The 19,591-nt window shown below is 60.8% G+C and carries 22 protein-coding genes and 1 riboswitch; of the genes, 19 read left to right on the top strand and 3 right to left on the bottom strand.

What is annotated here, in order from left to right:
- The first annotated feature begins 28 nt into the window (after positions 1-28).
- The 5 genes from ACA056_RS20530 to ACA056_RS20510 all read left to right on the top strand — a co-directional run bounded on the left by ACA056_RS20530 (position 29) and on the right by ACA056_RS20510 (position 4,273).
- The gene (locus ACA056_RS20530) at positions 29-1,102 is read left to right on the top strand and encodes an AI-2E family transporter (protein ID WP_497267333.1); all 1,074 of its coding nucleotides are present in this window, start codon (positions 29-31) and stop codon (positions 1,100-1,102) included.
- Between the two features lie 230 nt (positions 1,103-1,332).
- Complete coding sequence (gene hda / locus ACA056_RS20525; RefSeq protein WP_008148645.1) at positions 1,333-2,037, top strand: DnaA regulatory inactivator Hda; 705 nt, start codon at positions 1,333-1,335, stop codon at positions 2,035-2,037.
- Between the two features lie 214 nt (positions 2,038-2,251).
- A complete protein-coding gene (locus ACA056_RS20520) occupies positions 2,252-2,902 on the top strand; it encodes a C40 family peptidase (protein ID WP_497267331.1) in 651 nt (216 codons plus the stop codon).
- 165 nt (positions 2,903-3,067) lie between these two features.
- Positions 3,068-3,604: a C40 family peptidase gene (locus ACA056_RS20515; RefSeq protein ID WP_497267329.1), complete on the top strand. Its 537-nt coding sequence runs from the start codon at positions 3,068-3,070 to the stop codon at positions 3,602-3,604.
- A 15-nt stretch (positions 3,605-3,619) separates the two neighbouring features.
- A complete protein-coding gene (locus ACA056_RS20510; protein WP_497267327.1) occupies positions 3,620-4,273 on the top strand; it encodes an O-methyltransferase in 654 nt (217 codons plus the stop codon).
- Between the two features lie 4 nt (positions 4,274-4,277).
- Here the strand turns inward: ACA056_RS20510 and ACA056_RS20505 are convergent, their stop codons facing one another.
- Both ACA056_RS20505 and ACA056_RS20500 read right to left on the bottom strand, forming a co-directional pair.
- A complete protein-coding gene (locus tag ACA056_RS20505; protein ID WP_497267325.1) occupies positions 4,278-5,591 on the bottom strand; it encodes a PQQ-dependent sugar dehydrogenase in 1,314 nt (437 codons plus the stop codon).
- 68 nt (positions 5,592-5,659) lie between these two features.
- Positions 5,660-6,244 (bottom strand): hypothetical protein, encoded by a 585-nt coding sequence (locus ACA056_RS20500; protein WP_497267323.1) that lies wholly within the window; start codon positions 6,242-6,244, stop codon positions 5,660-5,662.
- A gap of 154 nt (positions 6,245-6,398) precedes the next feature.
- Positions 6,399-6,632, top strand: a riboswitch (cobalamin riboswitch).
- Between the two features lie 81 nt (positions 6,633-6,713).
- Here ACA056_RS20500 and cobO point away from each other — a divergent pair.
- The 14 genes from cobO (at position 6,714) to ACA056_RS20430 (ending at position 18,139) form a co-directional block, all read left to right on the top strand.
- Entirely contained in the window at positions 6,714-7,325 is a 612-nt protein-coding gene (gene cobO, locus ACA056_RS20495; RefSeq protein WP_046048017.1) for a cob(I)yrinic acid a,c-diamide adenosyltransferase, read from the top strand.
- Positions 7,322-8,707, top strand: coding sequence for a cobyrinic acid a,c-diamide synthase CobB (locus ACA056_RS20490; protein WP_497267321.1), 1,386 nt, complete (start codon positions 7,322-7,324; stop codon positions 8,705-8,707). Before cobO ends, ACA056_RS20490 begins: the two co-directional genes overlap by 4 nt.
- Positions 8,704-9,354, top strand: coding sequence for a 5,6-dimethylbenzimidazole synthase (gene bluB / locus ACA056_RS20485; protein ID WP_046048015.1), 651 nt, complete (start codon positions 8,704-8,706; stop codon positions 9,352-9,354). The genes ACA056_RS20490 and bluB overlap by 4 nt, the downstream gene beginning before the upstream one ends.
- A complete protein-coding gene (gene cbiB / locus ACA056_RS20480; RefSeq protein ID WP_497267319.1) occupies positions 9,351-10,259 on the top strand; it encodes an adenosylcobinamide-phosphate synthase CbiB in 909 nt (302 codons plus the stop codon). The genes bluB and cbiB overlap by 4 nt, the downstream gene beginning before the upstream one ends.
- Positions 10,252-11,244, top strand: coding sequence for a threonine-phosphate decarboxylase CobD (gene cobD / locus ACA056_RS20475; protein WP_497267317.1), 993 nt, complete (start codon positions 10,252-10,254; stop codon positions 11,242-11,244). The genes cbiB and cobD overlap by 8 nt, the downstream gene beginning before the upstream one ends.
- Entirely contained in the window at positions 11,241-12,692 is a 1,452-nt protein-coding gene (locus ACA056_RS20470; RefSeq protein ID WP_497267315.1) for a cobyric acid synthase, read from the top strand. Before cobD ends, ACA056_RS20470 begins: the two co-directional genes overlap by 4 nt.
- A gap of 121 nt (positions 12,693-12,813) precedes the next feature.
- A complete protein-coding gene (gene cobU, locus ACA056_RS20465) occupies positions 12,814-13,335 on the top strand; it encodes a bifunctional adenosylcobinamide kinase/adenosylcobinamide-phosphate guanylyltransferase (protein WP_497267313.1) in 522 nt (173 codons plus the stop codon).
- Positions 13,332-14,387 carry a nicotinate-nucleotide--dimethylbenzimidazole phosphoribosyltransferase gene (gene cobT, locus ACA056_RS20460; protein ID WP_497267311.1) on the top strand — a complete coding sequence of 352 codons (1,056 nt, stop codon included), beginning with the start codon at positions 13,332-13,334 and terminating at the stop codon, positions 14,385-14,387. Before cobU ends, cobT begins: the two co-directional genes overlap by 4 nt.
- Positions 14,384-14,959, top strand: coding sequence for an alpha-ribazole phosphatase family protein (gene cobC / locus ACA056_RS20455; protein WP_497267309.1), 576 nt, complete (start codon positions 14,384-14,386; stop codon positions 14,957-14,959). Before cobT ends, cobC begins: the two co-directional genes overlap by 4 nt.
- A gap of 2 nt (positions 14,960-14,961) precedes the next feature.
- Entirely contained in the window at positions 14,962-15,693 is a 732-nt protein-coding gene (locus ACA056_RS20450) for an adenosylcobinamide-GDP ribazoletransferase (protein WP_497267307.1), read from the top strand.
- Positions 15,694-15,747: 54 nt separating this feature from the next.
- Positions 15,748-16,152, top strand: coding sequence for a MarR family winged helix-turn-helix transcriptional regulator (locus ACA056_RS20445; protein WP_033055842.1), 405 nt, complete (start codon positions 15,748-15,750; stop codon positions 16,150-16,152).
- 52 nt (positions 16,153-16,204) lie between these two features.
- Entirely contained in the window at positions 16,205-17,413 is a 1,209-nt protein-coding gene (locus ACA056_RS20440; protein WP_497267304.1) for an MFS transporter, read from the top strand.
- The gene (locus ACA056_RS20435; protein ID WP_008148682.1) at positions 17,410-17,532 is read left to right on the top strand and encodes a hypothetical protein; all 123 of its coding nucleotides are present in this window, start codon (positions 17,410-17,412) and stop codon (positions 17,530-17,532) included. Before ACA056_RS20440 ends, ACA056_RS20435 begins: the two co-directional genes overlap by 4 nt.
- 55 nt (positions 17,533-17,587) lie before the next feature.
- Positions 17,588-18,139 (top strand): glutathione peroxidase, encoded by a 552-nt coding sequence (locus tag ACA056_RS20430; RefSeq protein WP_056744048.1) that lies wholly within the window; start codon positions 17,588-17,590, stop codon positions 18,137-18,139.
- Between the two features lie 89 nt (positions 18,140-18,228).
- Here the strand turns inward: ACA056_RS20430 and ACA056_RS20425 are convergent, their stop codons facing one another.
- Positions 18,229-19,500: an OmpP1/FadL family transporter gene (locus tag ACA056_RS20425; protein ID WP_497267302.1), complete on the bottom strand. Its 1,272-nt coding sequence runs from the start codon at positions 19,498-19,500 to the stop codon at positions 18,229-18,231.
- Positions 19,501-19,591: the final 91 nt, after the last annotated feature.

Raw genomic sequence — 19,591 nt, 5'->3', positions numbered from 1 at the left:
CTTTATATAGATGCATATGGAGTGGTACATGGCCGATACGCGGCGTTGGTTCTGGTTGGGTGGGGTGGTTCTGCTCTGCGTGTTTGTCTGGTTGTTGCATCCGATTCTGACGCCGTTTCTGGTGGCACTGCTGTTGGCTTATATGTTCGATCCATTGGTGGATCGGCTGGAGAAGGCCGGTTTGTCTCGGACCTGGGGCGTGGTGGCGGTGTTTGCGCTGTTTACCTTTATCTTCACGGCACTGCTGTTGGTGTTGGTGCCGATGCTCGCCAAGCAGTTGTTTCGTTTGTACGAACTGACGCCGCAGATGCTCGATTGGTTGCAGCACACCGCACTGCCGTGGGCGCAATCGAAATTTGGACTGTCGGATAATTTCTGGAAGTTCGACAAGCTCAAGGCTGCGATCAGTGAGCACATGGGCCAAACCACTGACATTGTCGGTGTTGTGCTGAGTCAGGCAACGGCCTCCGGCCTCGCATTGATTGGCTTGCTGGCGAATCTGGTGCTGATCCCGGTGGTGGTCTTCTATTTGCTGCGGGACTGGGACCTGATGATGGCCAAGATCCGCAGCCTGCTGCCCCGTGATCGCGAAGAGCGCGTTGTGACCCTGGCAGGTGAGTGCCATGAAGTGCTGGGTGCATTCGTGCGCGGGCAGTTGCTGGTGATGGTGGCGCTGGGCGTGATCTACGCGGCCGGCCTGATGTTGGTAGGGCTGGAGCTGGGGCTGTTGATCGGGTTGATTGCCGGTCTGGCGGCGATCGTGCCGTACATGGGGTTCGTTATCGGTATCGGTGCGGCCTTGATTGCCGGGTTGTTCCAGTTCGGCGGCGATCTGTATCCCATGTTCGGTATCGTCGCGGTGTTCATGGTGGGGCAGGCGCTGGAAGGCATGGTGCTGACGCCATTGTTGGTGGGGGACAAGATCGGTCTACACCCGGTGGCGGTGATCTTCGCGATTCTGGCAGGGGGCGAGCTGTTCGGATTTACCGGCGTGCTACTGGCGCTGCCGGTGGCGGCGGTGATCATGGTGCTGGTGCGCCATGTGCATGATTTGTATAAAGATTCTGGTATGTACAGCGGCGTTGATGAGCCCGAGATTTAAGAGGGCCTGATCAAGCATCGCGGGCAGCCTGGTTCATTGCCAGGCTGACCCGAATCCCTCGCGCGGCTGTCACATGCGCCGCCAAAGAAACTGTCATAAAACCAGGGTGTTAACGCAAACCTTTGATTTTGCTTGTGGTCTGTCGCATTGTGCGACCCGCCTCACGGGTATAAACTTCGCAAACTTTACACAGAGGCCACTAACGGTTCCTTTGGAACTGTTCAGTCAGCATGAAACCGATTCAGCTGCCCCTAGGTGTGCGTCTGCGTGATGACGCTACCTTTATCAATTACTATCCAGGCGCCAATGCCGCTGCACTCGGCTATGTCGAGCGGCTATGCGAAGCCGACGCCGGCTGGACCGAAAGCCTGATTTATCTCTGGGGCAAGGACGGGGTAGGGCGTACGCACTTGTTGCAGGCGGCCTGCCTGCGCTTCGAACAGCTGGGGGAGCCGGCGGTGTATTTGCCGTTGGCCGAACTGCTTGATCGCGGCATCGCCATCCTCGACAACCTCGAACAGTACGAACTGGTCTGCCTGGATGATTTGCAGGCGGTGGCCGGTCGGGCGGATTGGGAAGAGGCGTTGTTCCATCTGTTCAACCGTCTGCGTGACAGCGGTCGACGCCTGCTGATCGCCGCGTCGACATCCCCGCGTGAACTGCCGGTGAAGCTGGCGGACCTCAAATCCCGACTGACGTTGGCGCTGATCTTTCAGATGCGTCCGCTCTCCGACGAAGACAAGTTGCGTGCCTTGCAACTGCGCGCATCTCGCCGCGGTCTGCACCTGACCGATGAAGTCGGGCATTTTATTTTGACCCGCGGTACGCGCAGCATGAGTGCACTTTTCGAGCTGCTTGAGCGTCTCGATCAGGCCTCCCTTCAAGCTCAGCGCAAGCTGACAATTCCCTTCCTGAAAGAAACCCTGGGCTGGTAAAGCCAAGGCCAGTAGCGGGTTTTGGCATATTCCAGGCGCCAAGAAATCCGCTTTCCTACAAGGTTGCAGGCTGCGCGAACGTCTAAAACGGGCTTAAGCGCTTAGATGTAAACGCGAAACCAAGAAGTCACATAAAGTTCGATTGAATTTGCAAATGAGGATGATAGCGGGCATAGTCTCGGCTTCTTTAGAACTATCAGCCACGGTCGTGCCCATGCTAAATCGCTTTGCACCCCTCGTGCCTCTCGCACTCGTCACCCTGTTGTTCGGTTGCGCTGCTCACTCTCCAGTGTCCCAGCAAGAGCAACAACAGCAGGTTAAAAATTCTGCTACCGCCCAGTCTTCTGCTCTTTATCAGCAAGCTCTTTTTCAAGAAGAGGCGGCCACCGAAAAAGAACTGGCAGACTTCGCCGGCGGCAAGTCCTACCAGCTTCCAGTTCTGGCTGACAGCATCCTCGAACGCGGCATGTCCCTGATCGGTACCCGTTACCGTTTCGGCGGCACCTCCGAAGCTGGCTTTGATTGCAGCGGCTTCATCGGTTACCTGTTTCGTGAAGAAGCCGGCCTGAACCTTCCACGTTCCACTCGCGAAATGATCAACGTCGACGCTCCGCTGGTTTCTCGCAGCAAACTGGAGCCGGGCGACTTGTTGTTTTTCGCCACCAATGGCCGTCGCGGCCGCGTCAGTCACGCCGGGATCTACCTGGGTGACAACCAGTTCATCCATTCCAGCAGCCGCCGTAGTGGTGGTGTCCGGATCGATAGCCTGGGCGACAGCTACTGGAGCAAAACCTTCATCGAAGCCAAGCGCGCACTCGCGATGGCACCGACTGCTGCCCCGGCGATCGTCACGGCTCGCAAGTAAGCGGACGTTTTGTAAGGTGAACTTAAAGTCTTACTTGAAGTTTGCCACGTAGCAGCTAGAATCCTGATCTATTATTGATGGCAAACCGCCTGCGTCCTGCGCAGGCGGTTTTCTTTTCTGCGCCCCCTGCAGAAAAAGCCGCAGCCAGATCAGGATGCTCTGCATATGTCGACGTCGGCCCGCCTCGCAATCATGTTCTTCGCAGCGCTGCTCAGCGCCTGCGCCAGCCGTACACCGCCACCTGCACCGGTGGTTCGCGCGCCCATTGTTTTCGGTTCCTCCCAAGCATTCTCCCCTGAGGCAGAAGACGTCTTGTTCCGCGCGCTCGGCCTGGTGGGCACGCCGTATCGCTGGGGTGGCAACACGCCGGATTCGGGTTTCGATTGCAGCGGGCTGATCGGTTATGTCTACCGTGACGTCGCCGGCATTTCCCTGCCGCGTACCACGCGCGAGATGATCAGCATGCAGGCGGCCAGCGTGGGCAAGGAAGGCCTGCAAACCGGTGACCTGCTCTTCTTCGCCACCAATGGCGGTTCTCAGGTCAGTCACGCCGGGATCTACGTCGGCGAAGGTCGCTTCGTCCATGCGCCCGCCACCGGTGGCACGGTGAAGCTCGACAGCTTGTCCAAAGCTTACTGGCAGAAAGCCTATCTGAGCGCCAAGCGCGTCTTGCAACCGGAGCACTTGGCACGCAACCCCTAAATGGCAGAGGTTGTCATGACCGCTCGCACACTCAATCTCGACGATTCCCTGTATCAATACCTGCTCGACGTTTCCCTGCGCGAAACGCCGTTGCTCAAGCGTTTGCGTGACGAAACCCAAGCGCTACCCATGGCTCGCTGGCAGGTAGCGCCCGAGCAAGGTCAGTTCCTCGCGCTTCTGGTGAAACTCACCGGCGCCAAGCGTCTGCTGGAAGTGGGCACCTTCACCGGTTACAGCGCGTTGTGCATGGCGGCTGCATTGCCGGATGACGGTTCGCTGATCTGCTGTGACATTCCCGGCGACTACAACGCCACCGCGCGCCGTTACTGGCAGGAGGCGGGGCTTGCCGAACGGATCGATCTGCGTCTGGCGCCCGCGCTGGAAACCCTGGCTCAGCTGGATCAGCAAGAGCCATTCGACCTGATCTTCATCGATGCCGACAAAGCCAGCTACCCACGCTATCTGGAGCACGCATTGCGTCTGCTGCGCGTCGGCGGTCTGGCGGTGTTTGATAACACGCTGTGGAGCGGACGGGTGCTTGAGGACAATCCCGAGAGCGAAGACACCCGAGCCATCCAGGCGCTCAATCGCGCCTTGAAGGATGACTCGCGTGTGGACCTGTCGTTGTTGCCGTTGGGCGATGGGTTAACTCTGTGCCGCAAGCGCTAATCGCTTACTTGGCCGCCGATACGCGCCACACCTTATTGCCCACGTCATCCGCCACCAACAAATCACCCTGCTGATCAACCACCACACCCACAGGCCGGCCCATGGCTTTTTCCTCGTCATTGAGGAAGCCGGTGAGCACATCCACCGGCTGCCCGATCGGTTTCCCTGCGCTGAACGGTACGAAAATCACTTTGTAGCCACTGTGCGGTTTACGGTTCCACGAGCCGTGCTGGCCGATGAATGCCCCTTCCTTGAACTGCGCTGGCAGTCTGTTGCCTTCAGCAAACGTCAGGCCCAGCGATGCGGTATGCGGGCCGACCGCATAGTCCGGCGCGATGGCCTTGGCCACCAGGTCGGGGTTTTGCGGCTCGACGCGAATGTCGACGTGCTGACCGTAGTAACTGTAAGGCCAGCCGTAGAACCCGCCGTCCTTCACTGACGTGATGTAGTCCGGCACCAGATCGCTGCCGATTTCGTCGCGCTCGTTGACCGCCGTCCACAGTGCGCCGCTCCGAGGTTCCCAGGCCAGCCCGTTTGGATTACGAATCCCCGAGGCGAAGATTCGATGGTTACCGGTGGCGCGATCCACTTCCCAGATCGCCGCGCGACCTTCTTCCTTGTCCATGCCGTTTTCGGCCACGTTGCTGTTGGAGCCCACCGTGACGTACAGCTTGCTGCCGTCCTTGCTGGCAATGACGTTTTTGGTCCAGTGGTGATTCAGCGTACCGCCCGGCAGGTCGATCACCTTCATCGGCTGCGACTTGATCGCCGTCTCGCCATTTTCATAATGGAAGCGCAGCAAGCGGTCCGTGTCGGCGACATACAGGTCATTGCCGACCAAGGTCATACCGAAGGGCGAGTTGAGGTTTTCCAGGAACACCGTGCGGGTTTCGGCGATGCCGTCGTGGTCCTTGTCCCGTAGCAGCGTGATGCGGTTCGGGCTCGGTACGCCGGCGCCGGCACGGCCCATGACTTTGCCCATGACCCAGCCACGAATGCCTTTGCCGTCATCGGGTTTAGGCGGTGCGTTGGTTTCGGCGACCAGCACATCGCCGTTAGGCAACACGTAGAGCCAGCGCGGGTGATCGAGACCTTCGGCAAAAGCCGCCACCTGAGTCCCCGTCGCGGCGATGGGTTTCGTGCCGTCCGGCCAGCCGATCGCCGGGGCGATGTTCACCGTCGGGATCAGGGTCTTGTTCGGTTCTGGCAGTTTGGGTGACGGGCCGTAGCCGTCGGAGACTTGCAACCTGGAGGTTTCACCACAGGCGGCAAGCCCTCCGGCGAGCACGATGACGAGAACGAGCGGGGGCTTGCGCATGCTGATCTTCCCTATGAATGCATTGACCTAATCAATAGAGAAGCGCAGGTGCGCGATGGTTCAACCGGTCAGCCGCGGGCTTCCTTGAACAGCACGGCAATGCCGGGGTGATAGTTGCCGGCTTCGTTGCGCAACTTGCGATAGGCATAGGGGAAGTACCAGGCCACGGCGCAGGTGTGTTCCTTTTGCAGATCGTCGACCATGTCCTGGAGTTCTTCCGGGGTGGCGCTTTGTTGGGCTTTTTGCGGCGCAACGAACAGGCAGCCGAGTTTCAGGTCGCTGGCGTAGCTGATGCGTTTGGCATCGCTGGTGATGTCTTGCAGTGCTTGAGTCAGGTTCAGGCTGTTGACGCGTGGCCAGCGCTGGGTCGCCTGAAGGTAAGCGCGTTCTTCGCTGGTCGCGATAAACAGATCGGCGCGGCCATTGCGTTCGCCTTCTTCGGTCTGTTTACGGGTCGGTGTTTGTTGCAGCGTAACCATTTCCGCCGTCCAGGCCGCGGCGGACAGCAGGCTCAGGTTGGCTTTTTCGTCGAACCAGTAAGGCGTGTCGTTATCGCCGCGCACGGCGTTGTAGCGGTCGATACAGTCAAACCAGCGTTCCAGCACCGGGCGCAGGAATTCCAGCTTCGGATTGCTGATGATCATGCCTTGCATGTGGCTCACCCTTGTTATTGTGTTGTGAGATTGTGGCTCTTTGATATCACCGCTGAGAGTGTGGCACAAGATTGGCGTCAGATAATTGATCGACGGCAGTTATTCGCCCGCACGCTGCCCGTCTTCAATTGACGCTCCATCCCCAACCCTCTAACCTTCGCGGCTTGTTTCAGGTGCTCTGTGACCTTGGTCGACAGAGTGAAACAGGGAAGCCGGTGAGTGACTCTCTTCAAGCGACGAAGAGCCATGATCCCGGCGCTGCCCCCGCAACGGTAAATGAGTGAAGGCTGCGCCTTGAGCCACTGTGTTGATGTTCGACATGGGAAGGCGCGCAGTCAGGCCAGCGCCGCTCATGAGCCCGGAGACCGGCCTGATCCATCCAGCGGCATCACGGTGGGCGATGCCAGGCTTCTTGCCGTCTATTCTTGTGCCTGCCCGCCGTTATCCAGCCTCAACGGAGAGCTCCCCCATGACTGATACCCCCGATCGTGACGAACGTCATCTGGCGCGCATGCTGCGCAAAAAAGCCGTGATCGACGAACGCATCGCCAATTCCCCGAATGAATGTGGCCTGCTGCTGGTGCTGACCGGCAACGGCAAAGGCAAAAGCAGCTCGGCCTTCGGCATGCTTGCCCGGTCGATGGGCCACGGCATGCAGTGTGGCGTGGTGCAGTTCATTAAAGGGCGCAGCAGCACTGGCGAAGAATTGTTCTTCCGGCGCTTCCCGGAACAGGTGCGTTTTCATGTGATGGGCGAGGGCTTCACCTGGGAAACCCAGGATCGCCAGCGTGACATCGCCGCCGCTGAAGCCGCGTGGGCTGTGTCTCGCGAATTGCTGCGTGATCCGTCGATCGGCCTGGTGGTGCTGGATGAATTGAACATTGCGCTCAAGCACGGCTATCTGGATCTCGACCAAGTGCTCAGCGACTTGCAGGCCCGCCCACCGATGCAGCACGTGGTGGTGACCGGTCGCGGCGCCAAGCCGGAGATGATCGAACTGGCCGACACCGTCACCGAAATGGGCGTGATCAAGCACGCGTTCCAGGCCGGGATCAAAGCGCAAAAAGGCGTCGAATTGTGAGTCAGCCACGTCATTGCCCGGCGGTATTGATTGCCGCGCCGGCCTCCGGTCAGGGCAAGACCACCGTGACCGCCGCGCTGGCCCGTTTGCATCGCAATCAAGGGCGCAAGGTTCGCGTGTTCAAATGCGGCCCGGATTTTCTCGACCCGATGATTCTCGAGCGCGCCAGCGGTGCACCGGTTTATCAACTGGACATGTGGATGGTCGGCGAGCAGGAAAGTCGTCGGCTGTTGTGGGAAGCCGCCGGCGAAGCGGACCTGATCCTCATCGAAGGCGTCATGGGGTTGTTCGACGGTACGCCGTCCAGCGCTGATCTGGCGCGACACTTCGGTGTGCCGGTGCTCGGTGTGATCGACGGCACCGCCATGGCCCAGACCTTTGGCGCACTGGCCCTGGGGCTAGCGCGTTATCAGCCGGACTTGCCGTTTGCCGGTGTGTTGGCCAACCGCGTCGGCACCCTGCGTCACGCACAATTACTCGAAGGCAGCCTCACTGAAGGCTTGCGCTGGTACGGCGCCTTGTCCCGGGAAACCGGGATCGAGTTGCCGAGTCGTCATTTAGGTCTGGTTCAGGCCAGTGAGTTGAACGATCTCGATCTGCGCCTCGATGCGGCGGCCGATGCGCTGGCCAGCAGCTGTGAGGTCGCGCTGCCACCGGCGGTGGAATTCGCCGCGCCTGATGTGATCGCTGCAGAACCGTTGCTGGCCGGCGTGCGTATCGCCGTGGCCCGTGACGAAGCGTTTGCCTTCACCTACGGCGCGAGCCTGGATTTGCTGCGAGCCATGGGCGCCGAGTTGTCGTTTTTCTCGCCGATCCGTGACACGCAATTGCCGGAGGCAGACAGTCTTTATCTGCCGGGTGGTTATCCCGAATTGCATCATGTGGCGCTGTCACAGAACACCACGATGCTGGCCGCAATCCGCGCTCACCATGCGGCGGGCAAACCGTTGTTGGCCGAGTGCGGCGGCATGCTTTATCTGCTCGATTCGTTGACCGATGTCGAGGGCACTCGCGCGGAACTGGTCGGCTTGCTGGCCGGTGATGCGGTGATGCAAAAGCGTCTGGCCGCGTTAGCGTTGCAGGCGGTCGAGTTGCCGGAAGGTTCGTTGCGCGGCCACACCTATCACCACTCGCTGACCAGTACCGAGCTTGAGCCCATCGCTCGTGGCCTGAGCCCTAACGGTGGGCGAGGGGCAGAGGCGGTTTATCGTGAGGGGCGGATGACGGCTTCCTACGTGCACTTCTATTTCCCGTCTAATCCATCGGCGATTGCCGCGCTGTTTGCGCCAGACCTTAAGGACGCCTTCGCGAGCAGGCTCGCTCCTACATTGAACGAAACGCGATCCACTGTGGGAGCGAGCTTGCTCGCGAAGAGGCCATGACTGACAACGCCTTCTCCGAAGCTGAGCGCGCAGCGGTCTACCGAGCCATCGGCGAACGGCGTGACATGCGTCATTTCAGCGGCGGCACGGTCGAGCCCGAGTTGCTGCGGCGCCTGCTTGAAGCCGCGCATCAGGCGCCGAGTGTCGGCCTGATGCAGCCCTGGCGATTCATCCGCATCAGCGATCGGGCCCTGCGCGGCAAGATCCAGCTACTGGTGGAAGAAGAACGCATCCGCACCGCCGAAGCCCTCGGCGAGCGCACCGATGAATTCATGAAGCTGAAAGTCGAAGGCATCAACGACTGCGCCGAGGTGCTGGTCGCTGCGCTGATGGACGATCGCGAGCGTCACATCTTCGGCCGTCGGACGATGCCGGAAATGGACATGGCCTCGTTGTCCTGCGCGATTCAGAACCTCTGGCTGGCCTCCCGCGCTGAAGGATTGGGTATGGGCTGGGTCTCGCTGTTCGAGCCGCAAGCCCTGGCGGACCTGCTGGGTTTGCCCGCCGGAGCCAAGCCGTTGGCTGTTCTTTGTCTCGGCCCGGTCAAGGAATTTTATCCGGCGCCGATGCTGGTACTCGAAGGCTGGGCGCAGGCGCGTCCGCTCAGTGAGTTGCTGTATGAAAATTATTGGGGAGTGAGTCAATGAGTGTGGCGTTGTTGAGTGTCGCCGCGGTTGCGCTGGATGCGCTGCTGGGTGAACCCAAACGCTGGCATCCGCTGGTGGCGTTCGGCCGTTTTGCCGACCGCATCGAGCAACGTTTCAATGGTGAAGGTCGCGGCTGGCGCAGTCATGGCGTCACTGCCTGGGTGATCGCGGTGTTGCCGCTGACCCTGCTGGCCACGGCGTTTTCCTGGGCTCCCTATGTCGGCTGGATCGTCGAGATTCTCGTGCTCTATTGCGCCCTCGGCATGCGCAGCCTCGGTGAACACGTCGAGCCGGTGGCCAAGGCGCTGCGCAGCGATGATCTGGACGAGGCGCGCAAACGTGTCAGTTATCTGGTCAGCCGCCAGACCAGCGAACTGGATAAAACTGAAGTTGCCCGCGCGGCTACCGAATCTGTATTGGAGAACGGCAGCGACGCGGTATTCGCTGCGCTGTTCTGGTTTGCCGTGGCCGGCGCGCCTGGCGTGGTGCTCTACCGTTTGAGCAACACGCTGGATGCGATGTGGGGTTACCGCAATGAACGCTTCGAGCGTTTCGGCTGGGCGGCGGCAAAGATCGACGACGTCCTCAACTATATTCCTGCACGCCTAGTGGCGCTGACCTACGCGCTGCTGGGCAAAACCCGACTGGCGCTGAAATGCTGGCGTACCCAGGGTCCGACCTGGGACAGCCCGAATGCCGGTCCTGTGATGGCGGCCGGTGCCGGTGCGCTCGGCGTCGAGTTGGGCGGGGCGGCGATTTATCACGGTGAACTGCATCAGCGTCCGCAACTGGGCGAAGGCATGCCGGCGGACGCCGACTCCATCGACCGTGGCTGGCAATTGGTCCAGCGCGGGGTATGGTTATGGTTGCTGATCCTCTGCGTGGGGGCTGAATTTTATGCTTGAACACGGTGGTCGGTTACGCAAGGCGGCGCTCGATTACGGCATCGCCGAAGCCGATTGGCTCGACCTGTCCAGCGGCCTCGCGCCCTGGCCGTTTCCGGTCCCGGAGATTCCGTTGCGGGCCTGGGCGCGATTGCCGGAAACCGATGACGGTCTGGAGCAGGCGGCCTGTGATTATTACGGCGCCGCTCAGGTGCTGCCGGTGGCCGGCTCGCAAATGGCGATCCAGTTGCTGCCGCGTTTGCGCCGGGCGGGCAAGGTCGGCGTGCTCTCGCCGTGTTACGCCGAACACGCCGAAGCGTGGCGCCGTAATGGCTACATCGTGCGTGAAGTGCTGGAGCAGGAAGTCGACTTCTTTCTCGACAGCCTCGACGTGTTGGTGGTGGTCAACCCGAACAACCCAACCGGCCTGAGCCTGACGCCGAGTCGCCTGCTCGACTGGCACTCGCGGCTGGCCCAGCGCGGTGGCTGGCTGGTGGTGGACGAGGCGTTCATGGACAACACGCCGCAGCTGAGCCTGGCACCTTTTGCCAATCAGGTCGGGTTGATCGTGCTGCGCTCCTTCGGCAAGTTTTTTGGCCTGGCCGGTGTGCGCCTGGGTTTCGTGCTGGCCGAGCGCAAGTTGCTCAAGTTGCTCGCCGAGCAAGTGGGGCCGTGGGCGGTCAGCGGGCCGACGCGGGTGCTGGGTCAGGCCTGCCTGCTGGATACCGAAGGGCATGCCCGGCAACGGGTTCGCGCTGATGAAGCCAGTGAACGTCTGGCGCTGCTGCTTGAACACCACGGTTTCAAACCCCAGGGTGGCTGCGCGTTGTTTCAATGGTTGATCACCGAACGCGCCGAAGCCCTGCATGAGTTCATGGCCCGGCGCGGCATTCTGCTGCGGTTGTTCACGCACAACAGCAGCGTGCGTTTCGGTTTGCCCTCCGATGACGCGGATTTCACCCGTCTCGAAAAAGCCCTGCAAGCCTACGCCAAGGAAACCCAATGACTACGTTGATGGTGCAGGGCACCACTTCCGACGCCGGTAAAAGCACGCTGGTGACAGCGTTATGCCGCTGGGTCACGCGTCAGGGCGTCAGCGTCGTGCCGTTCAAGCCGCAGAACATGGCGCTTAACAGTGCCGTGACCGCCGACGGTGGCGAGATCGGTCGTGCGCAAGCGGTGCAAGCCCAAGCCGCCAACCTTGAGCCTCATACCGACATGAACCCGGTGCTGCTCAAACCCAACAGCGACACCGGCGCTCAAGTGATCATCCATGGCCGTGCGGTCACGACGATGAACGCGGTCGCGTATCACGACTACAAAGCCATCGCCATGCAAGCAGTGCTGGCCTCCCATGAACGGCTGAGCGCGGCTTATCCAGTGGTCATGGTCGAAGGCGCGGGTTCGCCGGCCGAGATCAATCTGCGTGCCGGTGACATCGCCAACATGGGCTTTGCCGAGGCGGTGGATTGTCCGGTGGTGTTGATCGCCGACATCAATCGCGGCGGGGTTTTTGCGCATCTGGTGGGCACGCTGGAACTGCTGTCGCCCAGCGAGCAGGCACGAGTCAAAGGCTTCATCATCAACCGTTTCCGCGGCGATATCGCTTTGCTGCAACCGGGGCTGGACTGGCTGGAAGCGCGCACCGGAAAACCGGTGATCGGCGTTCTGCCTTACGTGATGGACCTGCACCTGGAAGCCGAGGACGGCATCGACCAGCGTCAGACCGACAAGGCTGACCAGGTGCTGAAAGTGGTGGTGCCGGTGCTGCCGCGCATCAGCAACCACACCGATTTCGATCCGCTGCGCTTGCATCCGCAGGTGGATCTGCAATTTGTCGGCCCCGGTCAGGCGATTCCACCGGCGGACCTGATCATTCTTCCCGGCTCGAAAAGCGTGCGCAGCGACCTCGCGTACCTGCGGACCAATGGCTGGGACACCGCGATCAGTCGTCATCTGCGGTACGGCGGAAAGGTGCTGGGGATTTGCGGCGGTCTGCAAATGCTCGGTGAACAGGTACACGACCCGCTGGGCCTCGAAGGCGCACCGGGTTCCAGCGCCGGTTTGGGCTTGTTGGCGTTCGAAACCCAGCTCGAAGAAGAGAAGCAGTTGCGCAATGTGCGCGGGCGTCTGGCGCTCGAAGACGCGCCGGTCAGCGGCTATGAAATTCATGCCGGCGTGACCACCGGGCCGGCGTTGGAAAATGCCGCGGTGCAACTGGACGATGGTCGCTGCGACGGTGCGCAAAGCGTGGATGGGCAGATTTTCGGCACCTATCTGCATGGCCTGTTTGAATCGCCCGCGGCGTGCAGTGCGCTGTTGCGCTGGGCAGGTTTGCAGGCGGTGCAGGACGTGGATTATCACGCGTTGCGTGAACGCGATATCGAGCGGCTGGCGGATCTGGTGGAGAAGCATCTGGATACCCGACTGTTGCGTGAACTCTGCGGGATTTGAGGTGGCTGCGCCGGCCTCATCGCGAGCAAGCTCGCTCCCACAGGTGATCGCATTCCAATGTGGGAGCGAGCTTGCTCGCGATGAGGCCCGACACCACACCGCCAATTTGAAGGAATGAACCATGCTGCAACTGATCCTCGGCGGCGCCCGTTCCGGCAAAAGTCGCCTGGCCGAAAAACTCGCCTCCGACAGCGGTCTGGCAGTGACTTACATCGCCACCAGCCAACCCCTCGACGGTGAAATGAACGAACGGGTGGCCCATCACCGCGCCCGTCGTCCGGCCGAATGGGCGTTGATCGAAGAGCCGGTGCAACTCGCCCGCATCCTGCGAGAATCCGCCGGTACCGAACGTTGCCTGCTGGTGGATTGCCTGACGCTGTGGCTGACCAACCTGCTGATGCTCGATGACGCCGAGCGCCTGTCGGCTGAACGTGATGCGCTGCTGGACTGCCTGGCGCGGTTGCCGGGTGAAATCATTTTTGTCAGCAACGAGACCGGAATGGGTGTCGTACCGCTGGGCGAATTGACTCGCCGCTATGTCGATGAAGCCGGTTGGCTGCATCAAGCGTTGGCCGAGCGCTGTCAGCGCGTCGTCCTGACCGTCGCCGGTCTGCCCCTGACTTTGAAAGGAACTGCGTTATGACTCAATCCTGGTGGCTTAACCCGTGCAAGCCGATCGATGCTCAAGCGGTCGAGCAGGCGCAGGCCCGTCAACAGCAGCTGACCAAACCGGCCGGTTCCCTCGGTCGGCTTGAGTCGGTGGCCGTTCAATTGGCTGGGTTACAAGGGCAGGTCAAGCCGAGACTGGATCAGCTGTGGATCGCGATTTTCGCCGGTGATCACGGCGTGGTCGCTGAAGGGGTGTCGGCATTTCCCCAGGAAGTCACTGGGCAGATGCTGCACAACTTCGTCAGTGGTGGGGCGGCGATCAGCGTGCTGGCGCGGCAACTTGGGGCATCCCTTGAAGTCGTCGACCTCGGCACGGTGACGCCGTCGTTGAATTTACCGGGGGTGCGGCACTTGAACATCGGCCTGGGCACGGCGAATTTCGTCGAGGGGGCGGCGATGACGCCGGCTCAAGGCGAGCTCGCTTTGCAGGCCGGCCGCGACAGCGTACAGCGCGCCATCGCAGCGGGTGCGCAGTTGTTTATCGGTGGCGAGATGGGCATCGGCAACACCACCGCGGCCAGCGCGTTGGCCTGTGCCTTGCTCGATTGCCCGGTGGTGCATCTGGCCGGGCCGGGCACGGGTTTGAATGCGGCGGGTGTCAGCCATAAAGCCCAGGTCATCGAGCGCGCTTTGGCGTTGCACAGCGCTCAACGTGGCGATGCGCTGCAAACTCTGTTCAACCTCGGCGGTTTTGAAATCGCTGCACTGGTCGGCGCGTATCTGGCGTGTGCCCAGGAAGGCGTCGCGGTATTGGTGGACGGTTTCATTTGCAGCGTCGCGGCGTTGGTGGCGGTGCGCTTGAACCCTGAATGCCGTCAGTGGCTGTTGTTCGGTCATCGCGGCGCCGAGCCGGGTCATCGTCATGTACTGGAAACCCTGAACGCCGAACCGCTGCTGGACCTCGGCCTGCGTCTGGGCGAGGGCAGTGGCGCGGCGTTGGCCGTGCCGTTGCTGCGTCTGGCGTGCGACCTTCACGGGCAGATGGCGACGTTCGCCGAGGCCGCGGTGGCGGATCGTCCGGCATGACCTTGCGCCTGGACCTGTTGCGCCACGGTGAAACCGAACTCGGCGGCGGCCTGCGCGGCAGCCTCGACGATGCGCTGACCGACAAGGGCTGGGCACAGATGCGCGCGGCGGTGGTCGAGCAGGGGCCTTGGGATCGTTTAGTCAGCTCGCCACTGCAGCGGTGTGCGCGGTTCGCCGAAGAACTCGGCACACAGCTGGGTTTGCCGGTGCAGTTGGATAAGGACCTGCAAGAGCTGCACTTCGGCGCCTGGGAAGGGCAGAGCGCAGCAGCGCTGATGGAAACCGATGCCGAAGCGTTGGGATTGTTTTGGGCCGACCCTTATTCGTTTACGCCGCCTCAGGGTGAGCCGGTGGTGGATTTTTCGACGCGGGTGTTGGCAGCCGTTGAGCGCTTGCAGGCTGCCTACGCCGGCGAGCGAGTGTTGCTGATCAGTCACGGCGGCGTCATGCGCTTGTTGCTGGCTCAGGCGCGGAGATTGCCTCGTGAGCAGTTGCTCAACGTCGAAGTCGGGCATGGGGCGTTGTTTTCGCTGACGGTCGAATCTGGCGTGTTGTTAAAGGAAGCGATCTGACCATGTTGCCGTTCTGGATCGCCCTGCAATTTTTGAGCAGTCTGCCGATTCGTCTGCCGGGCATGCCGGAGCCACAGGAATTGGGGCGGTCGCTGCTGTTTTATCCGCTGGTCGGCCTGCTGTTTGGCGGGATTTTGTGGGCGTTCAACTGGCTGCTGCTCGGCACCCCGTTGTTGCTACACGCCGCGCTGTTGCTGACGGTTTGGGTATTGCTCAGCGGCGCGTTGCACCTGGACGGCCTGGCCGACAGCGCCGATGCGTGGCTCGGTGGGTTCGGCGACCGCGAGCGCACATTAACGATCATGAAGGACCCGCGCAGCGGACCGATTGCGGTCGTGACGCTGGTGGTGGTGTTGCTGCTCAAGTTCGCCGCGTTACTGGCATTGATCGAGCAGCAACACGCCGTTGTCCTGATCATCGTTCCGTTGATTGGACGCAGCGCGATGCTGGGCTTGTTCCTGACCACGCCTTATGTGCGTGCCGGTGGCTTGGGGCAAGCGCTGGCCGATCATTTGCCGCGTTTGGCGGGCAAGCAGGTGTTGGCGGTGAGTGCGTTGGCGTGTGTCTTGATTGCCGGCCTCAGCGGCGTGTTGGCAGTCGTGCTGTCGGCGCTGGTGTTTGTCTGGTTGCGGCAAGTGATGCTGCGCCGATTGGGCGGCACGACGGGCGATACGGCGGGGGCGTTGCTGGAAATCCTTGAGGTCGCGGTGCTGGTGGGATTGGCGATCTGCTGAACTTCCCACATCATGTAACTTGATTTAACACAACCGCGGGTATATACACGCACCATGCTCGACTCCCAATGTTTATGCATCAACCTGCGTCGTGCCGCCCGTGGCGTCAGCAGGCACTACGACGGCGCTCTCGACGGCTTCGGGATCAACGTTGCCCAGTATTCTCTGCTGTGTAATCTGCAGCGTCTGGATAAACCGAGTATTTCCACGTTGGCCGAGGCCATGGGGCTGGATCGCAGCACCTTGGGGCGCAATCTGCGGGTGCTGGAAGGCGAAGGCCTGCTGATGCTGGTCGAGGGCGAAGACATGCGTAATCGCATCGTCATGCTCACCGAGGCCGGTGTTGAACGCCTGAAAGCGGCCTTACCCGCGTGGGAAGCGGCGCAACAGCGGTTGATCGACCGTCTGGGTGCCGAGAAACGTGAAACCTTGCTGCGACTGCTGGACGAACTGGCGTGATGCCGGTTTTTCCGATCTTAAGCGGGTATATACCCGCTACCGGAGAATAAGAATGACATCGATGTGGCGTACGTGCGGTTGGGTGTTGGTGGGGAGTGCGCTGATTCTCGCGTTGTCCTTGGGCGTACGGCACGGCTTCGGGCTGTTTCTGGCACCGATGAGTGCCGAGTTCGGCTGGGGGCGTGAGACGTTTGCCTTCGCCATTGCCTTGCAGAACCTGATCTGGGGCCTGGCGCAGCCATTCACCGGCGCGCTGGCCGACCGCTTTGGCGCCGCGAAAGTGGTGCTGGTCGGCGGTGTCTTGTATGCATTGGGTCTGGTGTTCATGGGCCTGTCGGATTCGGCCGTTACCTTGTCCCTGAGTGCCGGCCTGTTGATCGGTATTGGCCTGTCCGGCACTTCGTTCTCGGTGATCCTCGGCGTGGTCGGCCGCGCAGTGCCGCCAGAGAAGCGCAGCATGGGCATGGGCATTGCCAGCGCAGCCGGCTCTTTCGGTCAGTTCGCCATGTTGCCCGGAACGCTGGGGTTGATCGGCTGGCTGGGCTGGTCAGCCGCATTACTGGTGTTGGGGCTGCTGGTGGCGCTGATTGTGCCGCTGGTGAGCATGCTCAAAGACAAACCGCTGCCGGTGTTCGGTCATGAGCAAACGCTGTCCGAGGCACTGCGCGAGGCCTGTTCCCATTCGGGATTCTGGCTGCTGGCGTTCGGCTTTTTTGTCTGCGGCTTCCAGGTGGTATTCATCGGCGTGCACTTGCCGGCTTATCTGGTGGATCAGCACCTCCCGGCGAGCGTCGGTACGACGGTGCTGGCGCTGATCGGGCTGTTCAATATTTTCGGTACCTACACGGCGGGCTGGCTTGGCGGACGGATGTCCAAGCCACGTTTGCTTACTGGTCTGTATCTGCTGCGGGCAGTGGTGATCGGGTTGTTCCTGTGGGCGCCCGTCACGACGACCACCGCGTACCTGTTTGGCATGGCCATGGGTTTTCTGTGGCTGTCGACCGTGCCCTTGACCAACGGCACCGTCGCGACCTTGTTCGGCGTACGAAATCTGTCCATGCTCGGTGGGATTGTTTTCCTGTTTCACCAGCTCGGATCGTTCCTCGGCGGCTGGTTGGGCGGGGTGGTGTATGACCGAACCGGGAGCTATGACTTGATCTGGCAAGTGGCGATTCTCTTGAGCCTGTTGGCCGCAGCCCTGAACTGGCCGGTGCGTGAGCAGCCGGTGGCGCGCCTGCAAACACAGATGAGTGCGATATGAACAGTCTCTGGCCGCGGATCGCTGTCGTCGCTGTCTGCGCCTTGCTGCTGGCCCTGTCGTGGTGGGGCTGGCATCAGGGCGGGCTGGCGTTGATGCAACTGGGCATGGGTGCTTGCTAGCAGGATAGGAGGGCGAGTAACTTCGTTTTTGACGATTTCTCAAGGATGCACCGACATGCTGATGCGTTGGCTCGCAGTTCCCGCGTTACTGGTAGCGTTTAGTGGATTGGCTCAAGCGGCTGAGTGCCCGGAGCTTTTGCAAGGCTCGTTGCCCAAGTTGCGCGCCAAGGAATCCATCGACCTGTGCCAGCGCTTCGCTGGCAAACCGCTGGTGGTGGTCAATACCGCGAGCTTCTGTGGTTTCGCCCCGCAGTTCAAAAGCCTTGAGGCGCTGAATCAGCGTTACAAGGATCAGGGGCTGGAGGTGATCGGTGTTCCGTCCAACGACTTCAAGCAAGAGTCCAAGGATGGCGAAGAGACTGCCAAGGTCTGCTACGTGAACTACGGCGTGACGTTCACCATGACTGAACCGCAGAAAGTCCGTGGTAATGACGCGACGCACTTGTTCAAGATCATCGCCAAGCAGAGCACCGCGCCGAAGTGGAACTTCTACAAATATGTGGTCGATCGCAAGGGCAAGGTGATCGCCAGTTTCTCCAGCCTGACCAAGCCTGATGATCCCGAGTTCATCGAAGCAGTGGAGAAAGCCCTGGCCTCGCAACCCTGATCGACGCCCGTTAAAAAGCCCCGCCTCTGTACAAGAGAGCGGGGCTTTTTCAATTCAGGCGGCCAGAGGTTCAGGCTCGCCGTGAATCATCAGAAGCGGTAGGTTGCGCCAACACCGAAACCGTTCGCATAGTTTTCATACTCTGCGCTGTAGTTCTGACGGCCGTTGCTGTTGTTGACCTTGACCGACTCTTCGCGCAGGTACGAGTACGCCACGTCGATGGTCAGGTCGTCGGTCGGGCTCCAGCCAGCGCCCAGGCTGAAAATCTTGCGATCGCCAGTCGGGATGCGTGGAGAGCGGTTTTCGTTGTTGGTCGGCGACTGGTCAACCGACAGGCCGGTACGCAGCACCCACTGCTTGTTCAGCTGGTACGAAGCACCGATGGCGTGAGCCCAGGTGTCGTGCCAGTTCTGCTCTTCAGTGATGGTGCCAAAGCCGCGTGCGGCCAGGGCGGCAGGAACGCCTTCGTTCTCGACGGAGATCTCTTTCAGGCGGCTCCAGCGAGTCCAGGTGCTGCCTGCGTAGAGGGTCCACTGGTCGTTCAGCTGGTGAGTGACCGAAAAGTCCACCGACTCAGGCGTGGTGATGTCCAGCGAAGCGTCGAACTTCTGGTTCGGGTTCTGGCCCAGCGCCGCGAGCACGCCGTAGTTGACCTTGGTGTCACCTTCGAGCTTGTACTTCACTTTCGAGTGATAGGTCAGGCCGAGGCGAGTGCTTTCGAGGGCTTGAACCATGATGCCGATGTTGTAGCCCAGCGCGGTGTCGTCACCCTTGATCTTGACGGTGCCGTCCGCTGCGCGAGGGTTCAGCGACAGGTTCGATTCCAGGGTACCGTCGATGCGGTTGATGGTCGGACCGAAACCGATCGACACCTTGTCGTTGAAGGCGTAGCTGACGGTTGGCTGGAGAGTCACGATTTTGACTTCGCTCTTGCTGCCGAAGTATTTGCCGGCGAAGCCGTTCTCGTAGTCGGTCACCAGGCCGAATGGAGCGTAGACGCCGAAACCGACTGCCCAATGGTCATCGATTGGTTTTACGTAGTAACCCATGGGAACGCCCATGAAAGGAACCATGTCACCTTTGTTGGTACCACTATTCGGGCTGGAGCTCGCATCACTGATATCAGCGTGCGCGTCGATAAATGCAACACCACCGGTTACTTGTTCGCGCTTGAGGCGAGACATGCCGGCAGGGTTGCCAAAAACGGTGGATGCGTCGTCGGCAGAAGAAGATCGCCCGGCAAAACCTGTCCCCATCCCGCTGATGCTTTGTTCGTTGAGGGCGAAGCCACTCGCGAAGATTTGAGTGGATGCCAAGGTAACGGCGAGGCTAAGGGTGGTTTTGAGCATTACTTTTTTCATTATTAGAACTCCTGGTGATCACCGGGGCGAAAATTACCAACATTTTCGTCCCAGCGCTATAGGCTGTGAGGCTTGATTTAGAGCGGTTTTG

Source organism: Pseudomonas sp. LBUM1666 (genome assembly GCF_059695775.1).
The sequence above is the reverse complement of the archived record's forward strand: the minus strand, read 5'-3'. Positions and strand labels throughout refer to the sequence as shown.

Excerpts from the sequence above, each read along its gene's own strand:
- cobT (WP_497267311.1), top strand. The coding sequence starts at position 13,332 with ATGACTCAATCCTGGTGGCTTAACCCGTGCAAGCCGATCGATGCTCAA.
- bluB (WP_046048015.1), top strand. The coding sequence starts at position 8,704 with ATGACTGACAACGCCTTCTCCGAAGCTGAGCGCGCAGCGGTCTACCGA.
- cbiB (WP_497267319.1), top strand. The coding sequence starts at position 9,351 with ATGAGTGTGGCGTTGTTGAGTGTCGCCGCGGTTGCGCTGGATGCGCTG.
- ACA056_RS20500 (WP_497267323.1), bottom strand. The coding sequence starts at position 6,244 with ATGCAAGGCATGATCATCAGCAATCCGAAGCTGGAATTCCTGCGCCCG.
- hda (WP_008148645.1), top strand. The coding sequence starts at position 1,333 with ATGAAACCGATTCAGCTGCCCCTAGGTGTGCGTCTGCGTGATGACGCT.
- ACA056_RS20430 (WP_056744048.1), top strand. The coding sequence starts at position 17,588 with ATGCTGATGCGTTGGCTCGCAGTTCCCGCGTTACTGGTAGCGTTTAGT.
- ACA056_RS20530 (WP_497267333.1), top strand. The coding sequence starts at position 29 with ATGGCCGATACGCGGCGTTGGTTCTGGTTGGGTGGGGTGGTTCTGCTC.
- ACA056_RS20515 (WP_497267329.1), top strand. The coding sequence starts at position 3,068 with ATGTCGACGTCGGCCCGCCTCGCAATCATGTTCTTCGCAGCGCTGCTC.
- ACA056_RS20425 (WP_497267302.1), bottom strand. The coding sequence starts at position 19,500 with ATGAAAAAAGTAATGCTCAAAACCACCCTTAGCCTCGCCGTTACCTTG.
- ACA056_RS20440 (WP_497267304.1), top strand. The coding sequence starts at position 16,205 with ATGACATCGATGTGGCGTACGTGCGGTTGGGTGTTGGTGGGGAGTGCG.
- ACA056_RS20510 (WP_497267327.1), top strand. The coding sequence starts at position 3,620 with ATGACCGCTCGCACACTCAATCTCGACGATTCCCTGTATCAATACCTG.
- cobD (WP_497267317.1), top strand. The coding sequence starts at position 10,252 with ATGCTTGAACACGGTGGTCGGTTACGCAAGGCGGCGCTCGATTACGGC.
- ACA056_RS20505 (WP_497267325.1), bottom strand. The coding sequence starts at position 5,591 with ATGCGCAAGCCCCCGCTCGTTCTCGTCATCGTGCTCGCCGGAGGGCTT.
- ACA056_RS20470 (WP_497267315.1), top strand. The coding sequence starts at position 11,241 with ATGACTACGTTGATGGTGCAGGGCACCACTTCCGACGCCGGTAAAAGC.
- ACA056_RS20520 (WP_497267331.1), top strand. The coding sequence starts at position 2,252 with ATGCTAAATCGCTTTGCACCCCTCGTGCCTCTCGCACTCGTCACCCTG.
- cobC (WP_497267309.1), top strand. The coding sequence starts at position 14,384 with ATGACCTTGCGCCTGGACCTGTTGCGCCACGGTGAAACCGAACTCGGC.
- cobO (WP_046048017.1), top strand. The coding sequence starts at position 6,714 with ATGACTGATACCCCCGATCGTGACGAACGTCATCTGGCGCGCATGCTG.
- ACA056_RS20435 (WP_008148682.1), top strand. The coding sequence starts at position 17,410 with ATGAACAGTCTCTGGCCGCGGATCGCTGTCGTCGCTGTCTGCGCCTTG.
- cobU (WP_497267313.1), top strand. The coding sequence starts at position 12,814 with ATGCTGCAACTGATCCTCGGCGGCGCCCGTTCCGGCAAAAGTCGCCTG.
- ACA056_RS20450 (WP_497267307.1), top strand. The coding sequence starts at position 14,962 with ATGTTGCCGTTCTGGATCGCCCTGCAATTTTTGAGCAGTCTGCCGATT.
- ACA056_RS20445 (WP_033055842.1), top strand. The coding sequence starts at position 15,748 with ATGCTCGACTCCCAATGTTTATGCATCAACCTGCGTCGTGCCGCCCGT.